Origin of the sequence: Streptomyces sp. AB3(2024), assembly GCF_041862025.1 — a bacterium.
Lineage (GTDB): Bacteria > Actinomycetota > Actinomycetes > Streptomycetales > Streptomycetaceae > Streptomyces.
On record NZ_JBGWAB010000064.1, the window covers coordinates 15,894 to 42,539 of the forward strand.

A 26,646-nucleotide genomic window follows, 5' to 3' on the forward strand; every position below is an offset into this window, starting at 1 on the left:
GACATGAAGGAGCCTGACAACACCTCCGAGCTGGTGGGTTCGCTTGCCGAGCGGGGCGTGCGGGTGTTCCTGGAGAACGGGCGGCTGCAGTGCCGGGGCTCACGCGACGCACTGACGCCCGAGCTCCTCGACCTGGTGCGTGGCCGTAGGGACGAGCTCCATGCCTACCTGGAGCGTGGGAGCGAGCCGTCCGCATCGAATCCGCTCACCGCCGGCCAGCAGAGCCTTCTTCTCCACCAGCGCGTGACTCCGGACAGCGCGGCCTACAACCTGGCCTTCGCGGCGCGGGCCGAGAGCGCCATGGACGCGGGTGAACTGGACGCCGCCCTGCGCGAGGTGGTGGCGCGGCACGCGATCCTGCGCACGACGTACACGTGGGGGGAGGGCGACCCGACCCAGTCGGCACGTGAGACTCCGCCGCGGATCCTGACCGAGGAGACCGCGACGGAAGATACGGTCGAGAGCGTCGTGGAGGCCTTCATGGACTCCCCCTTCGACCTCGAACACGATCTGCCGGTCAGGGCGATGCTGGTGCGCATCGGTCCGGACGACGAGCGGCCCGTGCTGGTGATCGTCGTTCATCACATCGCTGCGGATCTCTGGTCGATCGACATGATCGTCGACGAGTGGCTGACCGCCTATCGCGCCCGGACAGCGGGGAACGAGGCGCGATCGCGGCCCATCGCAACGCAGTTCGTGGAGCACGTGCGAAGCGAGGGCACCTGGCTCACCGGGCCCGAGGCGGAACGCAATCTCGCGTACTGGCGGGAACAACTCGGCGGCAGCCTGCCGGTGATGAACCTGCCGTTCGACCGTCAGCGGCCGCCGGCCCAGACCATGCGTGGTGCCCGTCTCTCCGTCGAGGTGGACCCCGCGCTGTCGCAGAGGCTCGCCCGGATTGCGAGTGAGTGCGACGCGACGCCGAACATGTTCTTCCTGTCGGCATTCCAGGTGCTGCTGCAGAAGTACACCGCCTCCGACGACGTGGTGGTGGGTACACCCGCCGCGGGGCGGCGCGCACCCCAGATGCAGGACACCGTGGGCTTCTTCGCCGATCCGGTCGTCGTACGCGGTGATCTGCGGGGTGACCCGACGTTCACCGAGATCCTCGGCAGGACGCGCTCGTCACTCCTGCGTGCCCTCGACCACCCCTACCCCTTCCCGCTCCTCGTCGAGCGGCTCAGCCCTTTGCGCGACCCGAGCCGCTCGCCGTTCTTCCAGGTGATGTACGTCTGGCAGCAGACACGTTCCGCCGGGCAGGCGGTGCCGCTGGAGCCGCTGTCCTCCTCGGGTCAGCGCGGAGCGCCGTTCGACATCGTGCTGTCGGTGCACCAGGCAGGTGGGCGGTTCGTCTGCTCATGGACGTACAACGTCGACCTCTTCGAGGACTCGACGGTCGAACGCCTGGCGCACGGCTACCTCGCATTGCTCGGTGAGATCGCCGCGCGTCCCGACGCGCATGTTTCGTCGCTGCCTTCGATGTCCCCGGAGGAGCAGCGGACTCTGCTCCACGAGGCGAGCGGCCCGCAGATCGACATCGACGAGCCCACATGGCTCGAACAGTTCGACGCTCAGGTGCTGCGGACTCCACGGGCAACGGCGCTGGTCTGTGACGACGAGGCGCTGACGTACGAAGAACTGGCCGCCAGAGTCGCCCGCTTCGCCGCAGCACTCCGCGCGCACGGTGTACGGGAGGAAGTCCGCGTCGGTTTGTGCATCGAGCGGTCGGCTGCCCTCGTGGTGGCCTTGCTCGCGGTCGCGCGGGCCGGCGGTGCCCACGTCCCGCTGGATCCGGCCTACCCGCAGGACCGGCTCGCCTACATGGCCCAGGACGCGGATGTGGCGCTGTGTGTGGTGGACGAACCGGGGCGCCGCGCCCTGAGTTCCTACGCCGGCGACGTCCTGTCCCTGCACGCCCTGGAGAGCGATGCGGAACGGCTCGAACCCGAGCCCCTGCACGGGAATTCGGCCGAGGCACTCGCCTATGTCATCTACACCTCGGGTTCCACCGGCCGTCCCAAAGGCGTGATGGTCACCCGCCGGAACGTCGTCAACCTGTTCACAGGTCTCGACCGGGCGATGGGGAGCGAACCCTGGACCGTGGGCGAGCAGCCCGTGTGGCTGGCAGTGACGAGCGTCTGCTTCGACATATCCGTCCTCGAACTCCTCTGGACACTCTGCCGGGGATACAAGGTCGTCATCGAGACCGGGCTGTGGACCTCCCAGGGAGCGGCACCTGTTCCGCAGGCCGTGGAGGCACAGCAGCGCCCCGTCGACTTCAGCCTGTTCTATTTCGCCGCTGACTCCGGCGAACACAAGGGCAAGGACCTGTACCGGCTGCTCCTCGACGGAGCCCGCTTCGCGGACGCCCATGATTTCCGCGCTGTATGGATTCCCGAACGGCATTTCCACGCGTTCGGTGGTGCGTACCCGAACCCCGCGGTGCTCGCGAGCGCCGTAGCCGCTGTGACGGACAACGTCGGGATACGTGCCGGAAGCGTCGTTCTTCCCTTGCAGGATCCGCTCCGGGTCGCGGAGGAATGGGCCGCGGTCGACAACCTGTCCGACGGCCGTGTCGGTCTGTCATTCGCCTCGGGCTGGCAGCCCAATGACTTCGTTCTCGCACCCGAACGGTTCGCCTCGCGCAAGGAGTCGATGTGGGACGACATCGATGTGGTCCGCAGGCTCTGGCGAGGGGAAACCGTTCAACGCCGAAACGGTGTGGGTACGGACATCAAGGTGAGCACGCTCCCACGGCCCGCACAACCCGAACTCCCGGTGTGGGTCACAGCCGCGGGCAGCGAGGACACCTTCCGTAGAGCTGGTGAGACCGGCGCGAACCTCCTGACCCACCTGCTGGGGCAGAGCGTTCAGGAGCTGGCCCGCAAGATCGGTGTCTACCGTGCGGCGCGAACCGCCGCCGGGCATGACGAGGGTGTCGTGACGCTGATGCTGCACACCTTCGTCCACCCTGACATCGACGTGGTCCGCAAGACGGTCAGCGAGCCCTTCAAGAACTACCTCCGCAGTTCGATCGATCTGATGCAGGGGATCGCGAAGGGTCTCGGACTCGATCCCGTGCGGCATCGCGAAGTGATCGTCGAGCATGCCTTCGAGCGCTACTTCACGACGAGCGCGCTGTTCGGCACACCGGAGTCCTGTGCCGCTTTCGTCCGCGAACTGGCCGCCGCCGGGGTGGACGAGATCGCCTGTCTCATCGACTTCGGTGTCCCCGACCACGTGGCGCTCGAGGCGCTCGGCCACATCGCGAGCGTCAAGCGCACACTGGCGGAGCCGGCTGCCAGGCCGTCCCGTACGCCCGCCGAGGCCGTCGCACGGCACGGCATCACGCACATGCAGTGCACACCCGCGTTCGCGCGCCTTCTCCTCCTCGGCCGGGAAAACGATCCTTCGGTCGGAAGCACGCTGAGCACCCTCCTCGTCGGAGGAGACGCATCACCGCCGGATCTCGTCGCACAACTTCGGGACGCCGGAATGGCCGACGTGTTCAACATGTACGGCCCGACGGAGACCTGTGTCTGGTCGGCGGTGCAACGGCTCGAAGCAAACGACCACGGGCGTGTGACGGTCGGCGGCCCTCTTGTGAACACCTCGCTCTACGTTCTCGACGCGCAGCTCGAGCCGGTGCCGATCGGCGTCCAGGGAGAGCTGTACATCGGCGGGGCCGGCGTGGGCCGAGGATATTGGAACAAGCCCGCCCTGACCGCCGAGAGGTTCCTCCCGGACCCGTTCACCGACCGGCCGGGGGCCAGGATGTACGGGACGGGCGACATCGTCCGGTCCCTGGGCGGTGGTCGCTTCGAGTTCCTGGGCCGCGCCGATCACCAAGTGAAGGTACGCGGCTTCCGTATCGAGTTCGGCGAGATCGAGAACGTGCTCGGCTCGCACCCGGCCCTCGCGAGCTGCACCGTGGTTGCCCGGCCGGACCGCGACGGCGACATGAGCCTTGTCGCGTTCGCCGTAGCGCGCGGGACGGCGGCTCTCGACGAGTCGAGTGTGCGCGCCCACGCCCGGAGCAAGCTGCCCGAGTACATGGTGCCGTCGCGGATCGTCGTGTTGGACCGTCTCCCGCTGACGCTGAACGGCAAGGTCGATCGCGGTGCGCTCGTCCGGCTGGCGCAGGAGGCCAAGGGCCGCGGAAGGGCCACGTATCTGGCGCCGCGCAACCAGGTCGAAAGCCTGCTCCAGGAGATCTGGCAGGAACTGCTCGAACGCGAGGGCGTCGGCATCCACGAGAACTTCTTCGAAGTCGGTGGCCATTCGCTGCTTGCCGCGAAGATGCACGCGCGCATCACCACGGCGGCACTCGGCCCGATCGAACTGGTCGACCTGTTCACATTCCCGACGATCGCCGGGCTCGCGGCACACATCAGCGCGGGCGGAGAGACCGGTGTCCAGACACTGGCCGCAGGCGCCGAGAGGCGGGCAAGCAAGCAGAAGGCTGCCGTTCGTCAACGGCAGCGCAGGAGGCAGGGTTCGTGAGCGATCAGCACTTGAGCGACGACAGTCAGCACGTCGCGATCATCGGCATGGCCGGCCGTTTCCCCGGAGCGGGTGATACGGAGGAGTTCTGGCGCAATATTGCCGAAGGGGTCGAATCGATCTCCAGGCTGTCGCGGGACGAACTCCGGGCGGCAGGCGTCGAGGCCGAGCAGTTCCTCGATCCCCACTACGTGCCGGCTGCTAGCGTCCTCGAGGAGATGGACCGTTTCGACGCCGAGTTCTTCGGTCTCACACCGATGGAAGCGTCGATTCTCGACCCCCAGCACAGGATGCTGCTGGAGTGCACGCAGGCGTTGTTCGACAACGCGGGCTACGACCCTGACACCCTGAAACAGCTCACCGGGGTCTACGTCGGCGTCGGATTCCCTTCGTACCTCGTCAACAATGTGCTCACCCGGCCGGAGATCGTGCAACAGGTCGGGATGCAGAGGATCTTCTTCGCCACCGACAAGGGCTTCGCGCCGACCCGGATCTCGCACAAGTTCAATCTCACGGGCCCCAGCATCGGTGTCGACACCGCATGCTCGACCTCGCTCGTAGCCGTCCATCAGGCATGCAGGGCCCTGCTGGCCTATGACTGCGATCTCACGATCGCCGGTGGTGCCAGCGCGGTCCTGCCCGGCGGTGTCGGCTACACCTACCACGAGGGCGGAATCTCCTCGCCCGACGGCCACTGCCGTGCGTTCGACGCCCGTGCCGGGGGGACGGTCTTCGGCAGTGGGGTGGGCCTCGTCCTGCTCAAGCGTCTCGAGGACGCGCGCGCCGACGGCGACAACATATGGGCCGTCATCCGGGGTTCGTCCGTGAACAACGACGGAGCGTCCAAGGCCGGATTCACCGCCCCGAGCGCGACCGGCCAGGCCGCCGTCATCGCCGACGCACTCGCATTTGCCGAGGTCCCCGCCGAGACGGTCGGCTACGTCGAGGCCCACGGGACGGGCACGGTCATCGGCGATCCCATCGAGATCGCCGGCCTGACCAGGGCGTACCGCGAGAAGACCGATCGGCACCAGTACTGCGCGATCGGCTCGGTCAAGACCAACGTCGGGCACCTCGACGTGGCCGCGGGTGTGAGCGGTCTGATCAAGACGGTCCAGACGCTGCGCCATGCGGAGCTGCCGCCCACGCTGCACTTCGAGCGTCCGAATCCCGCGATCGACTTCGACGGCAGTCCCTTCTATGTGAACACCCGGCGCCGTCCCTGGCCGTCCGCAGACACTCCCCGCCGCGCCGGCGTGAGTTCCTTCGGCATCGGCGGAACGAACGCGCACGTGGTGCTGGAGGAGGCACCCGCCCGCGAGGCATCGGGGGAGTCGCGCAGCGAGCAGTTGATCGTTGTCTCCGCCCGCTCTCCCGAAGCGCTCGATCGGGCGGCCCGCAACCTCGTGACGGTATTTCAGGAGGCCGGCGAGGCGGCGCTGCCGGATCTCGCGTACACCCTCAGCAGTGGACGCCGCGCCTATGCGCACCGCCGTGCGTTCGTCTGCGGCAGCCGGGCGCAGGCGATCGCCGCGCTCGAAGGGGCCCGTCCTGAGGCCCTGCTCTCCGGGGAGCGGAAAACCGACCCGCCCCGGGTCGCGTTCGTCTTCCCGGGGCAGGGCGCGCAGCAGCTGCGCATGCTCGCGGGCCTGTACGAGGGTGAGGAGGCGTTCCGCCGAGAGGTCGACCGCTGCGCCGAGCACACTGCGGGGCGGCTCGGCGTCGACCTGCGCGAGCTGATCTATCCGTCCGCAGCGACCGGGGAACGTGAGCGTGCGCGGCTCGACGAGACCTGGCTCACCCAGCCGGCGCTCTTCACCGTCTCTCTCGCCATGGCCCGGGTGTGGCAGGCCTGGGGCGTGCAGCCGTCTGTCATGCTCGGGCACAGCCTCGGTGAGTACGTCGCCGCGACGCTGGCCGGGGTGTTCCGGGTGGAGGACGCGCTGGACCTGGTCGTCGACAGGGCCCGGGCGATGAACGATCTGCCGCCCGGCGCGATGCTCGCCGTCTCCCTCGACGAGCCTTCGCTCGCACCGCTGCTGGGTGACTGCTCGCTCGCGGCGGTCAACGACCCGCGGCAGTGCGTGGCCTCCGGCCCGTACGAGGCGATCGCGGCACTGGAACAGCGTCTGTCTGCGCGGGGGGTGGAGTACCGGCGTCTGCGCACCTCACACGCGTTCCACTCGTCGATGCTCGACGATGTGGCTCGGGCCTTCGAGGCCCGTGTCGCGCAGGTCGAACGGAACTCGCCGAGCATTCCCGTCGTGTCGTGTCTGACGGGGCGTGCCCTCGACCCGGACGAGATCTGCGATCCCGCCTACTGGGCGCGCCAGATGCGTGGCACGGTGCGGTTCGCCGATGCCGTGCGCACCATCGCCGAGGACCCGCAGCACATGTTCCTTGAGGTGGGTCCTGGGCGGACACTGACTCCGATGGTGCGCCGTACGGGGGTCGATCCGCTGCGGATCGTCACCTCCGGGCGTGGTGGAAACGACGCAAGGACCGACGGAGGGGCGCTGCTCTCCGCCCTTGGTTCCCTTTACTGCGCTGGTGTCCCCGTCGCCTGGGACGGGTTCTGGGAGGGGCAGCGGCGTCACCGCCTTCCTCTGCCCGGCTATCCGTTCGAGCGGCAGCGCCACTGGATCGATCCGGATCCGAAGAAGTCCGTGGTTGCCGCGCACACCCGTGAGGCCTCGCCCGTCACGGGTCAAGTCCTGCATGAGCCGGTCCACTTCGCACCCGGGTGGCGGGCGGCCCCGCTGGACGGTGCCGTCGCGGATGCCGCGCTCCGGGAACGCGGCACATGGCTGCTGGCAGTGGACGAGGACGAGTTCGGGCGAGCCTTGGCGCACCGGCTCCTCGAAGCGAACCAGTCGGTGGTCCCGGTCCGTAGCGGTGCGGCCTTCTCCGCATCCGAAGAGGGCTACGTGATCGATCCCTCGCGCCCCGAGGACATCGACCGTCTGCTCGACGCACTGGAGGAACAGGACCGGCTGCCCAGCTCCGTCGTGCTCACCGCTGCGGCCGGGCAGGCGGAGGACTTCGACGCGGCGCAGCGGGACGGCCTGGGCAGGGCGGCGGCTTGGGTCCACGCCCTTGCCGGGCGCATGACCGGCTTCTCCGTGCGGCTCGCCGTGGTGTCGGACCACTTGCACGCGGTGGTGCCCGGCGACCTTCCTTCGGTCGCCAAGAGCACGCTGAGCGGGTTCTGCCGGGCCGCCGCGGATGACCACCCGGAACTCGCCATCGCCTGCCTGGACATCGACGGAAACCTGTCGGCGTCCGCCGAGAGCGTCGTCATGGAGGTCGCGGCAGGGCTGGGCGATGCGGTGGTCGCCCATCGCGAGGGCGCCCGCTACACGGAGACGTACGAACCTCTGCCCGATGAGCCGCTCGACCCCGTCCGAGAGGCGGCGAGCCTCATCGTCACCGACGGGTTCACGGGTGCCTCGGCACGTCTGGCCCGGCACTTCGCGGAGACGCACCGGTCGCGGCTCACCCTCGTCGGCCGACGACCGGTACCCGACCGTGACGAGTGGCCGCACTGGCTCGACGAATCCACCGGACCGGGGCGTGCCCTGGCCGAGGCTGCCGTCGGACTCGGTGGCGCCGTCGCGGCCCCCGTACGTGACGAGACCGAGTCGCTCGGCCGGATCGAGCGGGAGCTGACGGCCGCAGTGGACTCGGGACCGGACCGAGGCCTCGTCGAGCGGACGCTGAACCGGCTCTGCGGCGGGTACGTGTACGACGCGCTGGTCGCGGCGGGTGTCGACCTGAATCCAGGACGCGTCCACCAGCGTCCGGAGATCGCCGACCGGATGCGGATCCTGCCCAAGTTCGACAAGTTCCTCGACTTCTTCCTCGAGGTCCTCCGCGAGGACGGGATCATCCGCCGTGACGGGGACCGCATCGAGGTCCTCGTCGGCCGCGACGCCGCGGACTTCGTGAGTACGCGGTTCGCTCTGGAGCAACTGCCCGGCTTCGACGACACCATCACTTTCCTCGAACACTGCGTGCGTCACTACCCGGCGGCGCTGAGCGGTGACATCGACGCCGTCGGTGTGCTCTTCCCCGACGGAGACCCGAAGCGGCTGGAGGCCGCCTTCCGCGGGTTGCTGGACGGGAGCAACTACGGTGTCTACGCATCCCTCCTGGGCCGGCTGCTGGCCCGACTGGCCGACTCCACCGTGGGCCGTCCACTCAGGATTCTGGAAGTCGGTGGCGGCAACGGTCAGTTGACCCGACTCATCGCCCCACTACTGCGCGGCCGAAACGTGCGGTACACGTTCACCGACCTGGGCAGCTCCTTCGTCCGGCGCGCCCGGCAGGCGGCCGGGGACTACGGGTTCGCCGACATGCACTGCCAGGTCTTCGACATTTCCAAGGACCCCGAGGCCCAGGGCCTCGACCCGTACTCCTTCGACGTCATCATCGGTTTCGACGTGGTCCACGCGACACCGCGGATCGATGCGACGACGCGGAACCTGCGGGGGCTTCTCGCCCCGAGCGGTGTGCTGTGCCTCGTCGAGGCCGTCGTGTCGCTGCGGTGGGTCGAGATGCTGTGGGGCCTCGCCGAAGGATGGTGGTTCTTCGAGGACGAGGAGGTCAGGACGCGTTCACCACTGATCTCACTCGATACCTGGGACCGGGTACTGGGTGAGCAGCCGTTCGCGGACGTCGTGTCATTCCCCCTCGAAGCGGCCGCGCGGGCCTCGACGGACTACGGTCTCGTGCTCGCACAGCAGCCGGAGGCCATCGCCACTCCGGAGTTCACCGCCTATCAGGCTCGCAGGAGCAAGGAGATCCTCGGCGCCACCCGGACGCTGATCGACAGGGTTCGCGAGCTCGAAGCCCGCGGGGCCGAGGTGCTCGTCGCCTCGGCGGACCTGACCTCCCCCGAGCAGTTCGCCGAGGTCATCGGCCTGGCCAGGACACGCTTCGGCGGCGTGGACGGCATCGTCCACGCCGTGGACGCGGCGGCCGCGGACACCTCGACCGAGTGGACACCGGCAGAGATCCGAGCTGAGGTGTCCGCTCAGGCGCAGGCCGCGCTCGCCATCGACAGCGCGGCTGCCCACGCCGGAGTCCGGCACATCACGTTCGTGTCTCCGGAGGCATCGGCCGGCGGCGGGAAGGGCACGCCTGCGTCCGCGGCCGTCGGCGGCTTCCTCGACGCTCTCACCGGCCCGCCGGCCGAGCGGACCGGGAACACGTCGATCCACTGGACGGACAACGGTGATGTGTCCTCGGTCGCACGCGCCCTCGGCCGGACCGGAGTCGTCGTCGTGGGGGCCGAGGACCCCGGTGCGGCGTCGGCCGTCCGCGCCGAACACCGCCGTGCGCTGCGCCAGGCCCGCCAGTCGGGGGGAACGCCGGCCGGCGAAGACGTCGAGGCCGAACTCCTCGCCATCTTCAGGCAGCTCTTCGGAACGGAGTCCGTCGGTAGGCACGACGACTTCTACCACCTCGGCGGTGACTCGCTCCTGGCCTCACAGGTGATCGCTCGTGTCCGGCGCCGGTTCTCCGTGGATCTCGCGGTCAAGGCGTTGTTCGACGCGCCGACGGTCGCCGGGCTCGCGGAGAAGGTGCGCGAGGCGAAGGGCAGCGGCTCGCACACGGATGTCCCACTTCTGCGTGTTTCGCGGGACGCCGTGCTGCCGCTGTCGTTCGGCCAGCAGTCGCTCTGGCTCGCCGAGCAGTTCAACGGGCCGAGCGCGACGTACAACATTCCGGGCGCGGTGCGCCTGGTCGGCACATTGGAGATCGACTCACTGCGGCGCAGCCTCCACGAGGTGATCAGCCGGCACGAAGTGCTGCGCACCACCATCCACTCGGTGGACGGCACTCCGGTACAGCGGGTCCACGAGGACTTCACCGTGGAGCTGCCGGTCCGCGAGGTGCGCGAGGACCAGATCCACGACCTCGCCCAGGAGCATGCGCGCAGCGTGTTCGACCTGGAGACCGGTCCGCTCATCCGGGTGGCACTGCTGCGGATCGACGACGAGGACCACGTCCTCCTCGTCAACATCCACCATGTCGTCTCCGACGGCTGGTCGCTCGGTGTACTGGTCAATGAGCTGGTCATGCTGTACTCGTCGTTCGCGCGGGGCGAGCTGTCTCCGTTGCCGCCGCTGGACTACCAGTACGCGGACTTCGCACAGTGGCAGCGGCGCTGGCTCGAGGGCGAGGTCTTCGACGAGCAGCTCCAGTACTGGAGGCGCAAGCTCGCGGGGCTGCCTCCGCTGCTCGAACTTCCGACGGACCGGCCGCGGCCCGACCGGCAGAACATACGCAATGCCGTACACCGCTTCGTCGTTCCCCCGGAGCTGTCGGCGCGGCTGGACGCACTCGGTCGGGACGAGGGCGCGACCCTGTTCATGGTGCTGCTCGCCGCGTTCAACGTGCTCCTCTCCCGCCATGCCGGCACGACCGACATCGCCGTGGGGACGACGAACGCGAACCGCACACGTGCCGTCTTCGAGCAGATGATCGGCATGTTCGTGAACAACCTCGTGCTGCGTACGGACCTGGCGGGGAATCCGACTTTCACGGAGCTTCTGGAACGTGTGCGTGCCACGTCCGTCGACGCCTACGCGCATCAGGACCTGCCGTTCCTGACGCTGGTCGACGAAATGCGACAGGAGCGGAATCCGGGCCACGCGCCGCTTTTCCAGGTCCTCTTCCTGCTGCAGAAGCTGAACATCACGCTTGAACTTCCCGGAATCGCGGCGCACACGATCGAAGTCGATGCGCTGCATACGAAATTCGACCTGACGCTGTTCATGGAAGAACAGGATCAGGGAATCGTAGGAACGTTCATCTACAACGCGGAACTGTTCGACGCCTCCACCGTCGAGCGTATGTCGGCGCATCTCGTACAGCTTCTGACGAGTGCGGCGGAAACGCCGGAGGAGCGCATCGGATCGCTGCGGATGGAGACGGACGACGAGTTGAGGTTGAGGAACATGACCGAGGAGAATTCCAAGACGTCGAGGCTCCAGTCGCTGCGCAGTGCGAAGCGGCGCTCGGTGGAGATCACGGAGATCAATCCGGTGAAGACGGGCTTCCTGCCCGGCCTGCCGCAGACGCCGCTCGTCCTGGAGCCGGCAGGCGAAGGCGTTGACCTGCCCGGCTGGCTCCGGGCGAACCGGGATGTCGTGGAGTCCTACCTCCACCGTCACGGGGCGTTGCTGCTTCGGGGCTTCCACTCAAGCTCGGTGGCCAAGTTCGAAGAGGCCGCGGGCGCGATCTGCCCGACACTCTTCCGGGAGTACGGAGACCTGCCCCGCGAGGGGGAGTCCGACCAGATCTACAAGTCGACCCCGTATCCCGAGGACCAGTCCATCCTCTTCCACAACGAGAGCTCACATCTGCACACCTGGCCCATGCGTCAGTTCTTCTCGTGCATCGTGGCGCCGCAGGAAGGCGGCGAGACGCCGATCGTCGACTGCCGCAAGGTCTACGCCAAGCTTCGCCCCGAGCTGGTCGAGCAGTTCGAGAAGAAGAAGCTGCGCTACGTCCGGAACTTCATCGAGTCGGTCGACGTGAGCTGGTCCCGTTTCTACGGCACGGACGACCCGGCCGAGGTGGAACGCAAGTGCGCCGAGGCCGGAATGGGATTCAAGTGGAGCTCCAGCGGCACCCTGAAGACCTGGCGGGTGGCCGACGGGGTCCTGCCGCACCCGCGTACCGGGGACATGGTCTTCTTCAACCAACTGGCACTGCACCATGTCTCCTGCCTCGATTCCGAGACCCGGCAGTCACTCGTCGACCTCTACGGCGAAGCGGGCATGCCGCGCAACGTCTACTGGGGTGACGGCTCGGTGATCGAAGACTCTGTAGTGGATGAAATCCGTGAATTGATGGACCGGGAATCCCTCACGTTCCAGTGGCAGGAGGGCGATGTGCTGGTCATCGACAACATGCTCATCGCGCACGCTCGCCGTCCGTTCGTCGGTCCGCGCAAGATCGTGGTGGCGCTCGGAGACATGAGCTCCCCGGCACCGGTCGCAGAAGACAGCTGATACCGCCCGCCCTGTCAGCTGACACCAATGGAGAGTCGCAAAACGATGAACGACGCCGATCTCGAACGTACGTCGACGGCCGGCTTCCGGCTTTCGCCTCAGCAGGCCCACGTGTGGTCGCATGCTGCCGGGCGCCGTGCACAGTGCCGTATCGCACTGGAGGGGCCGACGCAGCGGTCCGAGGTCATGCGCGCGGTGCAGTCCGTGATCGAACGTCATGAGTCGTTGCGCGCACGACTGGTGCCGGTGTCCGGCCTGGCGACGCCCCTGCAAGTGGTGGACGACAGCGTCGGGCCGGACTGGATCGACGATGTCCTTCCGGACGGAGCGGCCGACGCGGCCGACGCGGTCCAGCGGGCGGCCGACGAGGACGCACATCGTCCGACCGCTCCAGGGGGGTACGCCGACCCGGCCCGGGCACGGCTCATGGTGGGCTCCGGCCGGTCCGTTCTCGTTCTGACGGCCTCCGGGATGTTCGTCGACCGCCGGTCGTTCGCCGTGGTCTTCGAAGACTTCGCCGCCGCACTCGGCGGGCAGGCGCAGGACGAGGTGTCACTGCAGTACCTGGATGCGGCGGAGTGGCTGCACGAGCAGGTCGGCAGCGACGAGGCCCGGGCCCAGATGGACACGTGGCTCGGGCGCGAGCTGCCCGCCGCACGTGAGATGCGGATGCCCTTCGAGACCGGGGCGGACACCGGCAGTGGTGTGGTGCGGGTTCCTCTCGACGGGACGCAGGCCGCAGCAGTCGCGCAGGTCGCGTCGCAGCTCTGCCGGTCGGTGCCCGCGCTGCTGCTCGGGGCCTGGCAGGTGCTGCTGTGGCGGCTCACCGGCGACGACCGGATCGTGACGGCGGTCCTGCCGACGTCCCGTGGTCTGGACGAGCTGGAGCAGGTGGTCGGGACCTTCGAGAGCCCCGTCCCGCTCCTCACCGTGATGGACCCGGCGCTGCCCTTCGCGGCTCTCGTCAAGGACCTCGACAGGGCGCAGGCCGCGGCGCCTGCGGACCAGTTCTCCTTCGACGGGACCAAGGCCACCGAGCCGGTCCCCTTCTCCTTCGCCTGCGCCGAGATACCGGGAGAGGTGCGCCTCGGTGACCTGCACCTGTCCGTGGTGGGGCTCCGCGTCCCACCGGTGGGCTCGTCCCTCCACCTCGAGGTGGCCCACGGAGCACAGGGCGAGCCGACCCTGAGCGTCGTCCACCGCACCGGGCAGGTGTCGGCACGGCAGGCGGCACGGATCGCCGACCAGCTGGCTTCCGTAGTCCGCGCGATCGTGGCCGATCCCGAGGCGTCGGTCGGCGACCTCGGGCTCGCCGACCGGGAGGAAACCGCCCGTGTTCTGGCACACGGCACCGGTGAGAGCCGGCCACCCGCGGAGGACCGGCTCGTGCACACGTGCTTCGAGCGGTGGGCCGCCGCACGGCCCGACGCCCTCGCCGTCGTGTGCGGGGGCGATCGGCTGACGTACGGCGAGGTCGAGCGGAACTCGAACCGGCTGGCGCACGCCCTGCGCGCGCGGGGAGCAGGCCCCGACGTGCCCGTCGGGCTGGTGGTCGAGCGTTCCGTCGACTACGTCGTCGCCCTGCTCGCCGTGCTCAAGGCGGGTGGCGCCTTCGTCCCCCTCGACCCGTCCGTACCGGCCGCCCGCCTCGCGCAGATGATCGAGGACGCCCGCCCGGCGGTGATCGTCACGCACCGCGGTCTGACCTCTCGCGAAGCAGCGGACGGTGTTCCGGTGATCGACCTGGACGACGCCCCGGAGCTCGGCTCGCTGCCGGACACGCCGCCCGGCGGCGCCATGCATCCGGAGCACCTCGCCTACCTCGTCTTCACCTCGGGGTCGACCGGTCGCCCCAAGGCCGTCGGCGTACCGCACCGCGCGATCCGCGCCTACGTCGAAGGCGTCCTGCCCGAGCTCGCCCTGCCGGAAGACGCCGTACTCGCCACCCTGGCGACCACGGCTGCCGACCTCGGGCACACCGCGGTGTTCGGCGCCCTGTGTACCGGACGGTCGCTCTTCCTCGCCGCGCCGGACGAAGTCCTGTCGGCCGACGCACTCGTCCGCCGCTTCCGCGAGCAGCCCGTCGACATGCTGAAGATCGTTCCCTCGCATCTCGCAGCGCTCCTCGACTCCGAGGAAGGCGCCGAGCTGCTGCCCACCACCTGTCTGGTGCTCGGTGGTGAGGAGCTGCCCGCGTCCTTGGCCCAGGAGGTGCGGAGGCTGCGTCCCGACCTCCGGGTCGTCAACCATTACGGACCGACCGAGACCGCAGTCGGCGCCCTGGCCCTCGCCACGCCCGACGTGATCACCGGACCCGTCCCCATCGGGCGCCCACTGCCGAACTACCGCACCTACCTCCTGGACGGGGAGCTGCGTCCGGTGCTGGAAGGGGCCTCGGGCGAGCTGTACATCGGTGGCCGGGGCGTCGCGCGTGGCTACTGGGGGCGGCCGGGCGCGACAGCCGAGCGTTTCCTTCCCGATCCCTTCTCGGACGAGCCGGGCGCGGTCATGTACCGCACGGGAGATGTGGTCCGGCAGCGGCCGGACGGCGCCGCCGTCTTCCTGGGCCGTGCCGATCAGCAGGTGAAGATCCGCGGTCACCGGGTGGAGCTCCGCGAGATCGAGACGGTGCTCCTGCGCAGCGAGCGGGTGAGCGACGCCGTGGTCGTCGTACGTTCCGACGGGGCCGACCCCTACCTCGCTGCCTATGTCGTCACGCGCCGTGGTGCCCACCTGCAGACCGCCGAACTCGGGGAGCAGCTGCGCGCGCAACTGCCCGACTACATGATCCCCGCCGCCATCGTCACCTTGCCGGCATTGCCCCTGACCCCGAACGGGAAGGTGGACCGGCGGGCACTGCCGGTGCCGGACCCCGAAGCGTCCAGGGCGGAGAGCTACGTCGCGCCGCGCACGGAGACGGAGACCCTGCTCGCGGGGCTCTGGGAGGACATCCTCGGCTGCGAGAAGGTCGGGGCGCACGACGACTTCTTCCAGACGCTCGGCGGCAACTCGTTGGGTGCCACCCGTGTCGTCGCCAGGGTGCGGGCGGCGACCGGAGTGGGGCTTCACGTCAGCACGTTGTTCGAGGCCTCCACCGTGGCGGAGCTGGCCGAACTGATCGACCGCGAGAGTACGGCCGGGAAGGCCGGAGCCGGCGACGCGATCACGCCGATCGAGCGCACCGGACCGCTGCCCCTGTCCTACGCGCAGCGCCGTCTCTGGGTGCTCTCCCAGGTCGACGGCGCCAACGCCGCCTACAACATCCCCGCGGCCATCCGCATCAGCGGCGCTTTGGAGATCGCGCCCCTGGTCAAGGCGCTGAGCGAGGTGGTCCGCCGCCACGAGGCGCTCCGCACCAATTTCGTCCCGGTGAACGACGTGCCCCTGCAGGTCGTGCGCCCGGCCTCTTCCACCGACGTCCCGGTGGTGGACGTTTCCGCCCCGGACGTGCTGTCCAGGGCACGGGATTTCGCCGCGCGCACCTTCGACCTCGAACACGACGAGCTGTTCCGGGCCGAAATCCTGCGCGTCACACCCGAGGAGCACGTACTGCTCCTATGTCTGCACCACATCGTCTCGGACGGGTGGTCGACCGCCGTGCTCTGGCAGGAGGTCGTGACGCTGTACACGGCGTTCCGCGCGGGACAGGCCTCCCCCCTGGCACCCCTGGCGATCCAGTACGCGGACTTCGCCTCCTGGCAGAACCAGCGGCTCGAAGCGGAGGAGATCCAACCGCAGCTGGAGTACTGGACGGAGCAGCTGCGCGGCCTGCCCGCGCTGCTGCAACTCCCGACCGACCGACCGCGGCCCGCCGTTCAGAGCACGGGGGGAGCGACCCTCCCGATCACCATCGACCCCGCCACCGCGGCCGCGCTGCGCGCCCTCTCCGGCGAGCGGCAGTCGACGATGTTCATGGCGCTGCTCGCCGCGTTCAACGTCCTGTTGTCGCGCTACACGGGCCAGGAGGACATCGTCGTCGGCACGCCCGTCGCGAACCGGACACGGGCCGAGGCCGAGGACCTCATCGGGTGCTTCTTCAATACACTGGTGATACGGACCGACCTGTCCGGCGACCCGTCGTTCGACGAGCTGCTCGGCCGGGTGCGCGAGGTGACGCTCGCCGCGCAGACGCATCAGGACCTGCCCTTCGAACGCCTCGTCGAGGCGCTGAACCCGCCGCGGGACCCCGGACACACCCCGCTCTTCCAGGCGCTCTTCGTGTACCAGACCGCGCCTGGCGGCGGCCTGGGCATGGACGGTCTCGGAATCGAGCCGCTGACCCTGCCGGGTGCCTTCGCGAAGTACGACCTCACCGTCGACCTGGTCGAGAACGAGGAGGGACTGGTGGGGCGCATCGAGTACCGCACCGATCTCTTCGATGCGGGCACGATGGAGCGGCTGGCCGGCCACTTCACAGAGCTGGTCCGGGCGATCGTCCGCGAGCCGGGTGCCCGCATCGGCGAGTTCGGCCTCCTGACCGAGCCGGAACGGGAGCTCGTCCTCTCGGAGTGGAACCGGGGCTACGCGGCTCCCGGCGACGAGCAGTTCGTGGCCGACGCCTTCGAGGCACGTGCGCAGGCCGACCCCGACGCCACGGCGTTGGTGTTCGGAAATCATTCCCTCACCTACGGCGAACTCGACCGGGAGGCAGGCCGACTGGCGCGGGTCCTGAGGGCACGGGGCATTGCCGAGGACGGCCTCGTCGGCATCTGGCTGGAGCGCTCGGTCGAGATGGTCGTGGCGATGCTCGCCGTGCTCAAGGCGGGTGGCGCGTACGTTCCGCTGGACCCCGGGGCTCCCGCCGCCCGGATCGCGTACATGATCGAGGACGCGCGGCTGCGGCTCGTGGTCGCGCCGGGCGCCCGTGCGGCGGAGCTTCCGGAGGGCGTCGAGCTCATCGATCCGAAGACGCACGCGCCCGCCGACGCGCCGCAGCCCGTACGTACGGTCCGCCCCGAGCACCTCGCGTACGTGATCTACACGTCCGGGTCCACTGGCCGTCCGAAGGGCGTCATGGTCGCGCAGCGGAACCTGGCCGGTTTCTTCTCCGCCATGGACCGCCGCTTCGGCGATTCCACACCGGGCACCTGGCTCGCGCTGACGCACTACACCTTCGACATCTCGGTCCTCGAACTGCTGTGGTCGCTCACGCGTGGCTTCAAGGTCGTCCTGGCCGGTGAGGAGCTGGTGCTGAGCGAGGCCCGCACAGCCGGCACGGACAGGTCCGTCGACCTCAGCCTGTTCTACTTCGCGAGCGACGCCGGTGAGCGCGAGACCGACAAGTACCGACTGCTCCTCGAAGGCGCACGCTGGGCCGACGAGCACGGCTTCGCCGCGGTGTGGACTCCGGAGCGGCACTTCGGCACGTTCGGCGGGCTCTACCCGAACCCCGGAATCACCGCAGCCGCCCTCGCCGCCTGCACCAGTCGGATCGGAATCCGTACCGGAAGCCTGGTGCTCCCGCTGCACCATCCCATCCGGGTCGCCGAAGACTGGGCGGTGATCGACAACCTGTCCAACGGGCGGGTGGGGCTTTCGATCGCCGCCGGCTGGCAGCCGCACGACTTCGCCCTCGCTCCCGAGAACTTCGCCGAGCGCAAAGAGATCATGTTCCGCGATCTCGAAACGGTACGCCGGCTGTGGCGAGGCGAGGCGGTGCCCGCGATGTCCGGCACCGGCGAGGAGATCGAGGTGCGCACGTTGCCGCGCCCGGTGCAGTCCGAACTGCCGGTCTGGATCACGGCGGCGGGCAATCCGGAGACGTTCCGTCGTGCCGGTGCCATCGGAGCCAATCTGTTGACGCACCTCCTGGGGCAGTCGGCCGAGGATTTGGCGCGGGCCATCGAGGTGTACCGCGCCGCCTGGACCGAGGCAGGACATGCCGGCGAGGGACAGGTCACGCTGATGCTCCACACGTTCGTTTCGGACGACGAGGACTTCGTCCGGCGGACGGTGCGCGAGCCGTTCAAGAACTACCTCCGCGAGTCCGTCGAGCTCATCCGTCCCCTCGCGCGCTCGCGCGGGCTCGAACTCGAGGACTTCGACGAGAGCGACCTCGACGCACTCCTCGATCACGCCTTCGACCGCTACTACGGCAGCAGCGGTCTCTTCGGTACGCCGGAACAGTGCGTGACCCTGGTGGACCGGCTCCGTGAGATCGGAGTGGACGAAATTGCCTGCCTCGTCGACTTCGGGGTCGGCGCGGACGAGGTGCTGGCAAGCTTCGAGCACCTCGATGCCCTGCGCCGGATGGTGTCGCCCACCCCCGAGGAGGAGCCTCGCCAGGACATCGCCGGGCTCATCGAGCGGCACGGGGTGACGCATCTCCAGTGCACCCCGTCGCTCGCCGCGCTGATGGTGGCCGACGACGAGACGCGGAAGTCCCTGCACGGGCTCGACTGGATGCTCGTCGGCGGAGAGGCGTTGCCGCCCACCCTGGCCGCCACCCTGTCCGCGAGCGTTCGCGGCCGGGTGCTCAACGTCTACGGTCCGACGGAGGCGACGATCTGGTCCACCAGCCATGAGGTGACCGGCCCGGGCAACTCGATCGGCCGTCCGCTCTCCAACACCCGCGTCCACGTCCTGGACGAGCGGCTGCACCCGGTTCCCGTCGGAGTGCCCGGTGAGCTGTGCATCGCAGGTGACGGCGTTGCCCCCGGCTACCTGCACCGGCCCGAGCTCACGGCCGAACGGTTCGTCACTGATCCCTTCACGGCGGATCCCGCAGCGCGGATGTACCGCACGGGCGACATCGTGCGGTACCGGCCGGACGGCGAAGTGGAGTTCATCGGCCGCCGCGATCACCAGGTCAAGGTGCACGGCTTCCGGGTGGAACTCGGTGAAGTGGAGTCGGTGCTCGCGGACGCGCCCGGCGTGAAGACGTCCGTGGTCGTGGCCGACGACGACGGACGCGGCGGCAAGCGGCTCGTCGGCTATGTGGTCGCGGCGGACGGATTCGACCTGGCCCGCGTACGCGGGCACCTTCAGGAGCGGCTGCCGCAGTACATGATCCCGGCCCTGTTCGTCGAGCTGGCCGCGATGCCGTTGCTCCCCAGCGGAAAGGTGGACCGCAAGGCGCTGCCGGAGCCGCTCGTCGAGCCGCGGCCGGCCTCGGCGTTCCTCGCACCACGAACACCGGTCGAGGCACGGCTCGCACAGGTCTGGAGCGAGCTGCTGCGGCTGCCGCGGGTCGGCGCGGACGACAACTTCTTCGAGCTCGGCGGCGATTCGATCATCGCCATTCAAATGGTCTCGCGCGCGAAGAACGCCGGGATCGTCCTCTCCGCACGTGACCTCTTCCAGCACCAGACGCTCGCCGAGCTGGCGCTGGTCGTCAAGGAGGGCACCGGGACGCGGGCATATCAGGGCTTGGTCCTGGGCGAGACCGGGCTGGCTCCCATCCAACGCTGGTTCTTCGAGCAGGAACTCGCCGACGCCCACCACTACAACCAGGCGGTGCTGGTCGACGTCACCACGGGAAGCCTCGACCTCGGCCTGCTCGCACAGGCGTGTGATGCCGTCGTGCGCCACCACGACGCCCTCCGCAACCGCTTCGTCCGTGACGGGGCCGGCGTACGCCAGTGGACGAGCGCACCGGAGGAGGCGGCCGTACCGGTCGGCCGTCTCGATCTGACGAGCGAGCCGCCGTCGTCCTGGGCCGAGACGATCGCCGCCATGCAGGCGCGCACCCAGAGCGATCTGGATCTGGAACACGGGCCGCTGATCCGTATGGTCTACATCGACTACGGCGGCCGGCGCCAGGACCAGGTCTACACCGTCATCCACCACACCGTTGTCGACGGCATCTCGTGGCGCATCCTCATGGAGGACCTCCAGGCGTCCTACGAGGCGCTGCGTGAAGGCCGCTCCGTCCTGCTGCCCCTGAAGACGACCTCGTACCAGGAATGGGTCGCGAGGCTCCAAGCACACGCTGCCGACGACGAGACGCAGGGTGAACTCGACTACTGGGCACGCCAGGTCGAGTGGGCGGCGGCGCCGCTGCCGCGCGAGCACGACGGGGAGAACACCGAGGCGACGGCGCGGACGGTCACCGCGGAGCTCTCCGCCGACGACACGACGACGCTGATGCGCGACGTGCCCGCCGTACACAGGACCGATGTGCACGAGGTGCTGCTGTACGCGCTGGCCGAGGCGTGCGCACCGTGGACCGGCTCCAGCGCGCTGCTCGTCGACGTGGAGGGCCACGGCCGCGAGGAGCTCTTCGACGACGTGGACATCTCGCGCACCATCGGCTGGTTCACGGCGATGTATCCGCTGCGCCTCGACGTGGCCGGTGACAACGGCCTGCGGGCCGTGAAGGAACAGGTGAGGAGCATTCCGCGCCGCGGGGTCGGGTTCGGTCTGCTGCGCCATCTGGCGACGGCGGATGAGTCGACCCGCGCACGCCTGGGCCGCGGTAGCGAGGCGGAGATCGTCTTCAACTACCTGGGACAAGCTGACGCCTCACGGCTGCCGGACTCGCTGTTCGCGCTGTCCACCGACTCCGTCGGCGCGTCGCACGGCGGGGCGCAACGGCGCAAGCACCTGCTGAACATCAACGGGATCGTGGCGGACGGCCGGCTCCGCATCGACTTCACCTTCAGCGAGTCGGTGCATGACACGGGAACGATCGAGGCACTCGCCGACCGGTTCACCGACTCGGTGCGACGGGTTCTCGACGACTGCCGAGCGGGCCGCCTGCGGCTCGATCCGACCGCATTCCCGGACATCGACCTGACCCAGGAAGAGCTCGATGACCTTCTTGAGGACCTTGAGAGCTAGGACTGACTGACGCAATGAACAAGACGAACGACATCGAGGCGATCTATCCGCTGTCGCCGCTCCAGCACGCGATGCTGCTCAAGTCGCAGCTCGCCCCCCACAGCGGTGTCTACGTCGTGCAGCTGGCGTTCGATGTCTGCGGGCCCCTCGATGTGCACGCGTTCCGAGCGGCCTGGGACGAGGTGACGGCGCGGCATGCGGCCCATCGCACTCTGTTCATGCGCCTCGACCAGAGCCAGCCGCTGCAGGTCGTACGCCGGCGGGTGAGTCTTCCCTGGCGCGAGGAGGACTGGACCGGCCTGCCGGCCGATGAGCAGGAGACGCAGTTCGACGCCTTCATGGCGGAGGACCGCGGGCAGGACTTCGAGCTGTCCCGCGCCCCCTTGATGCGCTGCTTCCTGGTGCGCCTTTCGCAGGACCGGCACCGGTTCCTGTGGACGCGCCATCACGCGATCTCCGACGGCTGGTCGATGCCCACCGTGATGGGCGAGATCATGCGCTGTTACCGGGCCCTGGCGGAAGGCGGTTCGGCAGCGCTCGGTCCGGTCACGGAGTTCCGCGAGTACATAACGTGGCTGCGCGCGCAGGATGCCGCCAAGGCGGAGGACTACTGGCGCCGGTCGCTCGCCGGAGTGCACGGCCCGACTTCGTTGGGAGTGGACCGGCCCACGGCCGGCCACCGGGAGCCCGGCCGCGTCGAAAAGCGGCGTGTGCTGCTCTCGCGCGAGACCACGGCGGCCCTTCAGGGCGCCGCGCGGCGTGAGCGGATCACGCTCAGCACTCTGGTGCAGGGAGCGTGGGCGGTCCTCCTCCGGCGCTACGGGGGCGAACGCGACGTCCTCCACGGGATGGTGACGTCGGGACGCCCGCCATCGATCGACGGTGTGGAGTCGATGGTCGGGTGCGTTCTCAACACGCTTCCGGTACGCGTCCGTGTCGACGACGAGGCACGCGCCGCCGACTGGCTCCGCAAGCTCCAGATGGAACAGGTCGAGCGCGAGGAGTACGGGTACGCGCCTCTCGCGGAGATCCGGCGCTGGACGGACGTGCAGGGCGATGTGCCGCTGTTCGAGTCTCTCGTGGTGTTCGAGAACTTCCCCTTGGGGGCGGTACTCGACGCCCCTGGCGCAGGGATACGCGTCGAATCGGTCCGCATGTCGGAGCAGACGAGCTTCCCGCTCACGCTGGTGGTCGCTCCCGGCGAACAGATCTCCCTCCAGCTCGCCTTCGACGAGGACCGGTTCGACTCCGCTGCCGTCGAGCGGATGCTGGAGCACTACCAGGTCCTGCTCACCGGGCTGGCTGACGCGCAGGGCGCGATCGGCGCGCTGCCGATCGTGGGCGAGGGAGAGCGGCAGCGTTTGCTGGCCGACTGGAACGGACCGACGACCGACGAGCGCGTACAGCCGGCCGTGCACCAGCTGTTCGAAGCACAGGTGGCGGCGACACCGGATGCGACGGCCCTCATCGCGGGTGACGTGCAGTTCAGTTACGCGGCCCTCGACGCAGTCGCCAACGGTTTCGCACGGCGGCTCCGTGCAGCGGGGGTGACCCCCGGAGCGTTCGTGGGGGTGTGCCTCGACCGTGATGCCAATCTCCCGGCAGCGCTGCTGGCGATCTGGAAGGTGGGAGCGGCCTACGTCCCGCTCGATCCCGCGTACCCGTCGGCACGCATCGACCAGATCCTGGCCGACGCGGCGCCCACCGTGGTGCTGGCCCAGGCCTCCACGCTCCAGGCCCTCTCCCGTTCGTCGGCCCGGCTGCTGATGGTCGACCAGGAGGACGACCTGGAAACCGCTGCCGAGGCCGGGGCCGGGGCCCCGGCGGCTTGCACGGTCCTGCACGAGCAGTCCGTGGCCCTCGTGATCTACACGTCGGGTTCGACCGGTACGCCGAAGGGCGTGAAGGTCACGCATCGCAATGTCGGGGCATTCCTCGCCTGGGCACAGGGGGTGTTCTCCCCCGCCGAGCTCGAGGGGACGCTGGCTTCGACATCGATCTGCTTCGACCTCTCCGTATTCGAACTCTTCCTGCCGCTCACGACCGGGGCCACCGTCATCCTCGCGGGAAACGCGCTCCTCCTGCCGTCCCTGCCCGCCCGCGACAGCGTGACGCTGGTGAACACCGTCCCCTCCGCGATGGACACCCTTCTGCGCCTGGGTGAGCTGCCGGACCGCCTGCGCGTGGTCAACCTCGCGGGTGAGCCGCTGTCCCGCGATCTCGTCGACCGGCTCTACGCGCGGGACGGCGTACGCAAGGTTCACAACCTGTACGGGCCCTCCGAGGACACCGTGTACTCGACGTTCGCCCTCGTCACCGAGGACGGCGCGAAGCCCCTCATCGGGCGCCCCATCGCGAACTCGCAGGCCTACGTGCTCGACTCCTCGATGAATCCCGTTCCGACGGGTGTCGCGGGGGAGCTCTACCTCGGCGGCGAAGGAGTTGCGCAGGGCTACCACCGCCGGCCGTCGTTGACGGCCGAGCGGTTCGTTCCGGATCCGTTCGGCAGACGCCCCGGAGCCCGTCTCTTCCGTACGGGGGACCTGGCCCGTTGGCTCCCGCACGGCGAACTCGAATATCTGGGCCGGAACGACCGCCAGGTGAAGCTGCGCGGCTTCCGTATCGAGCTGGGAGAGATCGACGCGGCACTCAGGAAGCTCAATGGTGTCCGTGACGCAGTGACCGCCGTGCGCGAGGACCGGATGGGCACCAAGCGTCTCGTGGCGTATGTCGTCGCAGAAGCGGACCACGGTTTCGATCGGGCGGGGGCAGTGGCAGCGATCCGGGCGACGCTCCCCGATTACATGCTTCCCGCCGGGTTCGTCGAGCTGGCCGCCATACCCCTGACCCCCAATGGAAAGGTCGACTGGGCCGCGCTCCCCTCCCCCGAACCGGCGCAGGCGCAGCGCACCTACCGGGCTCCGGGGACCGAGACCGAGAAGGCGATCGCCGCGATCTGGGAGGCGGTGCTCGATGTCTCCCGCCCGGGGGCCGACGACGGGTTCTTCGACCTCGGAGGCGATTCGATCCTCCTGGCCCGAGTCTTCGGCCAGTTGAAGGCCGCCTACCCGAACCGGGTCATCATGACCGATCTGTACAGATATCCGACGATCGCCTCGCTGGCCCGGCACATATCCGGGACCGAGGACAAGCCGGCCTTCGCCGGTGTCCAGAGTCGACTCGAAAGGCGCCGCGCGGCGATGGGCGCAGCACGGACTGGAGACAAGCAGTGACCGACGACCGAAGCATCGCCGTTGTAGGGATCGGACTGCGTGCCCCCGGAGCCGCGAACGTCGAGGAATTCTGGCAGAACCTCGTCCGGGGGACGGAGTCGATCTCCCGCGTCAGCGACGACGACGTCGTCGCCGCACACGGTGACCCCGCGATCCTGGCGGATCCGGAGCTCGTGAATGCGGGCGGAATCCTCGAACGGATCGAGGAGTTCGACGCCGCGTACTTCGGCTACACGCCGCGTGAAGCGGAGATCATGGATCCGCAGCAGCGGTTCCTCCTCGAAGTGGCCGTCGAGGCACTCGAGGATGCAGGCTGCGACCCGGCGGAGACCGAGGACACGATCGGCGTGTTCCTCGGCATCGGGCGCAGCGGATACTTCCTCCACCACCTCCTGCCACGAACCGATCTGACGACCTCCTTCGCGCGCCAGATCTCCCTGTTCAACGACAAGGACTTCGCCGCAACCCAGATCTCCCACCGCCTGGACCTGACCGGCCCGAGCATGACGATCGGCACGGCATGTTCGACGTCGCTCGTCTCGATCCATCAGGCGTGCAAGAGCCTCTTCGAGTTCGAATGCGACGTGGCACTCGCCGGCGGGGCGACGATCAACGTCCTCCAGCGCGGCGGCTACCGGTATCAGGAGGGGAGCATCTTCTCCCCCGACGGCCATTGCCGGGCGTTCGACGCGGAGGCGCGCGGTACCGTCGGCGGCAGTGGTGTCGGACTCGTGGTGCTGAAGCGGCTGTCGGATGCGGTGCGTGACGGGGACACGATCCGTGCGGTGATCCGTGGTTCCGCGGTCAACAACGACGGTGCGGACAAGGTGGGGTTCACCGCGCCCAGTGTCACGGGTCAGGCGAGCGTCATCTATGAGGCTCAGCAGGTGGCGGGGGTCGATGCCGAGTCGATCGGCTACGTCGAGGCACACGGGACGGGGACACCGCTCGGTGATCCCATCGAGATCGCCGCACTGAGCCAGGCGTTCGCTGCATCGACGTCGAAGCGCGGGTTCTGTGCGCTCGGGTCGGTGAAGACGAACGTGGGCCACCTCGATACCGCGGCGGGGATCGCGGGGTTCGTCAAGGCGGTTCTGTGTGTGGAGCGGGGGCTGATTCCGCCGAGTCTGCATTATCGGACGCCGAATCCTGAGATCGATTTCGAGTCGAGTCCGTTCTTCGTGAATGCGGAGTTGCGTGACTGGTCGGGTCCGGCGCCGCGGCGGGCCGGGGTGAGTTCCTTCGGCATGGGCGGCACCAACGCGCATGTGATCGTCGAGCAGCCCCCCGTGGTGGAAGTTCCCGGCCGGGAGGATTCCGGTACCGAACCCGCGTGGGAGGTGCTCGTCACCTCGGGCAAGACGGCGGCTTCACTGTCCGGCCAGCGGGCACGCCTGGCGGAACACCTGGCGGGACGGGATGCGCATCCCCTACCGGACGTGGCGTACAGCCTGCAGACGGGGCGGAGGCAGCACGAGTACCGTGCCGCGGTGGTGGCCCGTAGTGGTGACGACGCCGTGCGGGCGCTGGCGGAGGGATCCGGTCTGGTGACCGGGCAGGCCCGTTCCGACGGGCGTGTGTCCTTCCTGTTCGCGGGCCAGGGCTCGCAGTTCGTGGGCATGGGCCGGGAGCTGTACGAGCGGGAAGGCGTCTTCCGCGAGGTCTTCGAGCAGTGCGCGCGCGTGGTGCAGGAGGAGCTGGGAGAGGACCTCCGCGCGCTGCTCTACGGCGAGCCGTCGCAGGGCGCGGCCGAGCGGCTGAACGAAACCCGGGTGCAGCAGCCGGCGCTGTTCGCGGTGCAGTACGCGATGGCGGAGCAGTGGCGAGCCTGGGGTGTGGTGCCGTCCGCGATGGTGGGGCACAGTCTGGGCGAGTACGTGGCGGCCACGGTGGCGGGGGTGTGGACGCTGCCGGACGCGATCCGTCTGGTCTGTGCCCGCGCGGACCTGATGCAGCGCCAGGTACCCGGCGCGATGCTGGCGGTATGGCTCGGCGAGGCCGAGGCGCAGGAGCTCGCGGAGGCGGCGGGCTGTGTGGTCGCGGCGGTGAACAGCCCGGCCCAGACCGTACTGTCCGGGTCCGAGGAGTCCGTCGAGCGGGCCGCG

At 69.0% G+C, this 26,646-nt stretch carries 5 protein-coding genes; all 5 read left to right on the forward strand.

Going from position 1 to position 26,646, the window contains the following annotated elements; translation table 11 throughout:
* Nucleotides 1–3: 3 nt before the first annotated feature.
* On the forward strand, nucleotides 4–4,503 hold the full coding sequence (locus ACEPPI_RS23605; RefSeq protein ID WP_373917250.1) for a MupA/Atu3671 family FMN-dependent luciferase-like monooxygenase: 4,500 nt from the start codon (nucleotides 4–6) through the stop codon (nucleotides 4,501–4,503).
* On the forward strand, nucleotides 4,500–12,527 hold the full coding sequence (locus ACEPPI_RS23610) for a condensation domain-containing protein (protein WP_373917251.1): 8,028 nt from the start codon (nucleotides 4,500–4,502) through the stop codon (nucleotides 12,525–12,527). Before ACEPPI_RS23605 ends, ACEPPI_RS23610 begins: the two co-directional genes overlap by 4 nt.
* Before the next feature lie 45 nt (nucleotides 12,528–12,572).
* A complete protein-coding gene (locus ACEPPI_RS23615) occupies nucleotides 12,573–21,308 on the forward strand; it encodes an amino acid adenylation domain-containing protein (RefSeq protein ID WP_373917252.1) in 8,736 nt (2,911 codons plus the stop codon).
* A 14-nt stretch (nucleotides 21,309–21,322) separates the two neighbouring features.
* The gene (locus ACEPPI_RS23620) at nucleotides 21,323–24,541 is read left to right on the forward strand and encodes an amino acid adenylation domain-containing protein (protein ID WP_373917253.1); all 3,219 of its coding nucleotides are present in this window, start codon (nucleotides 21,323–21,325) and stop codon (nucleotides 24,539–24,541) included.
* Nucleotides 24,538–26,646 (forward strand): type I polyketide synthase (locus ACEPPI_RS23625; protein ID WP_373917254.1); only part of this gene is annotated, 2,109 nt, incomplete at its 3' end. The genes ACEPPI_RS23620 and ACEPPI_RS23625, both read left to right, overlap by 4 nt.

Excerpts from the sequence above, each read along its gene's own strand:
- ACEPPI_RS23615 (WP_373917252.1), top strand. The coding sequence starts at position 12,573 with ATGAACGACGCCGATCTCGAACGTACGTCGACGGCCGGCTTCCGGCTT.
- ACEPPI_RS23605 (WP_373917250.1), top strand. The coding sequence starts at position 4 with ATGAAGGAGCCTGACAACACCTCCGAGCTGGTGGGTTCGCTTGCCGAG.
- ACEPPI_RS23620 (WP_373917253.1), top strand. The coding sequence starts at position 21,323 with ATGAACAAGACGAACGACATCGAGGCGATCTATCCGCTGTCGCCGCTC.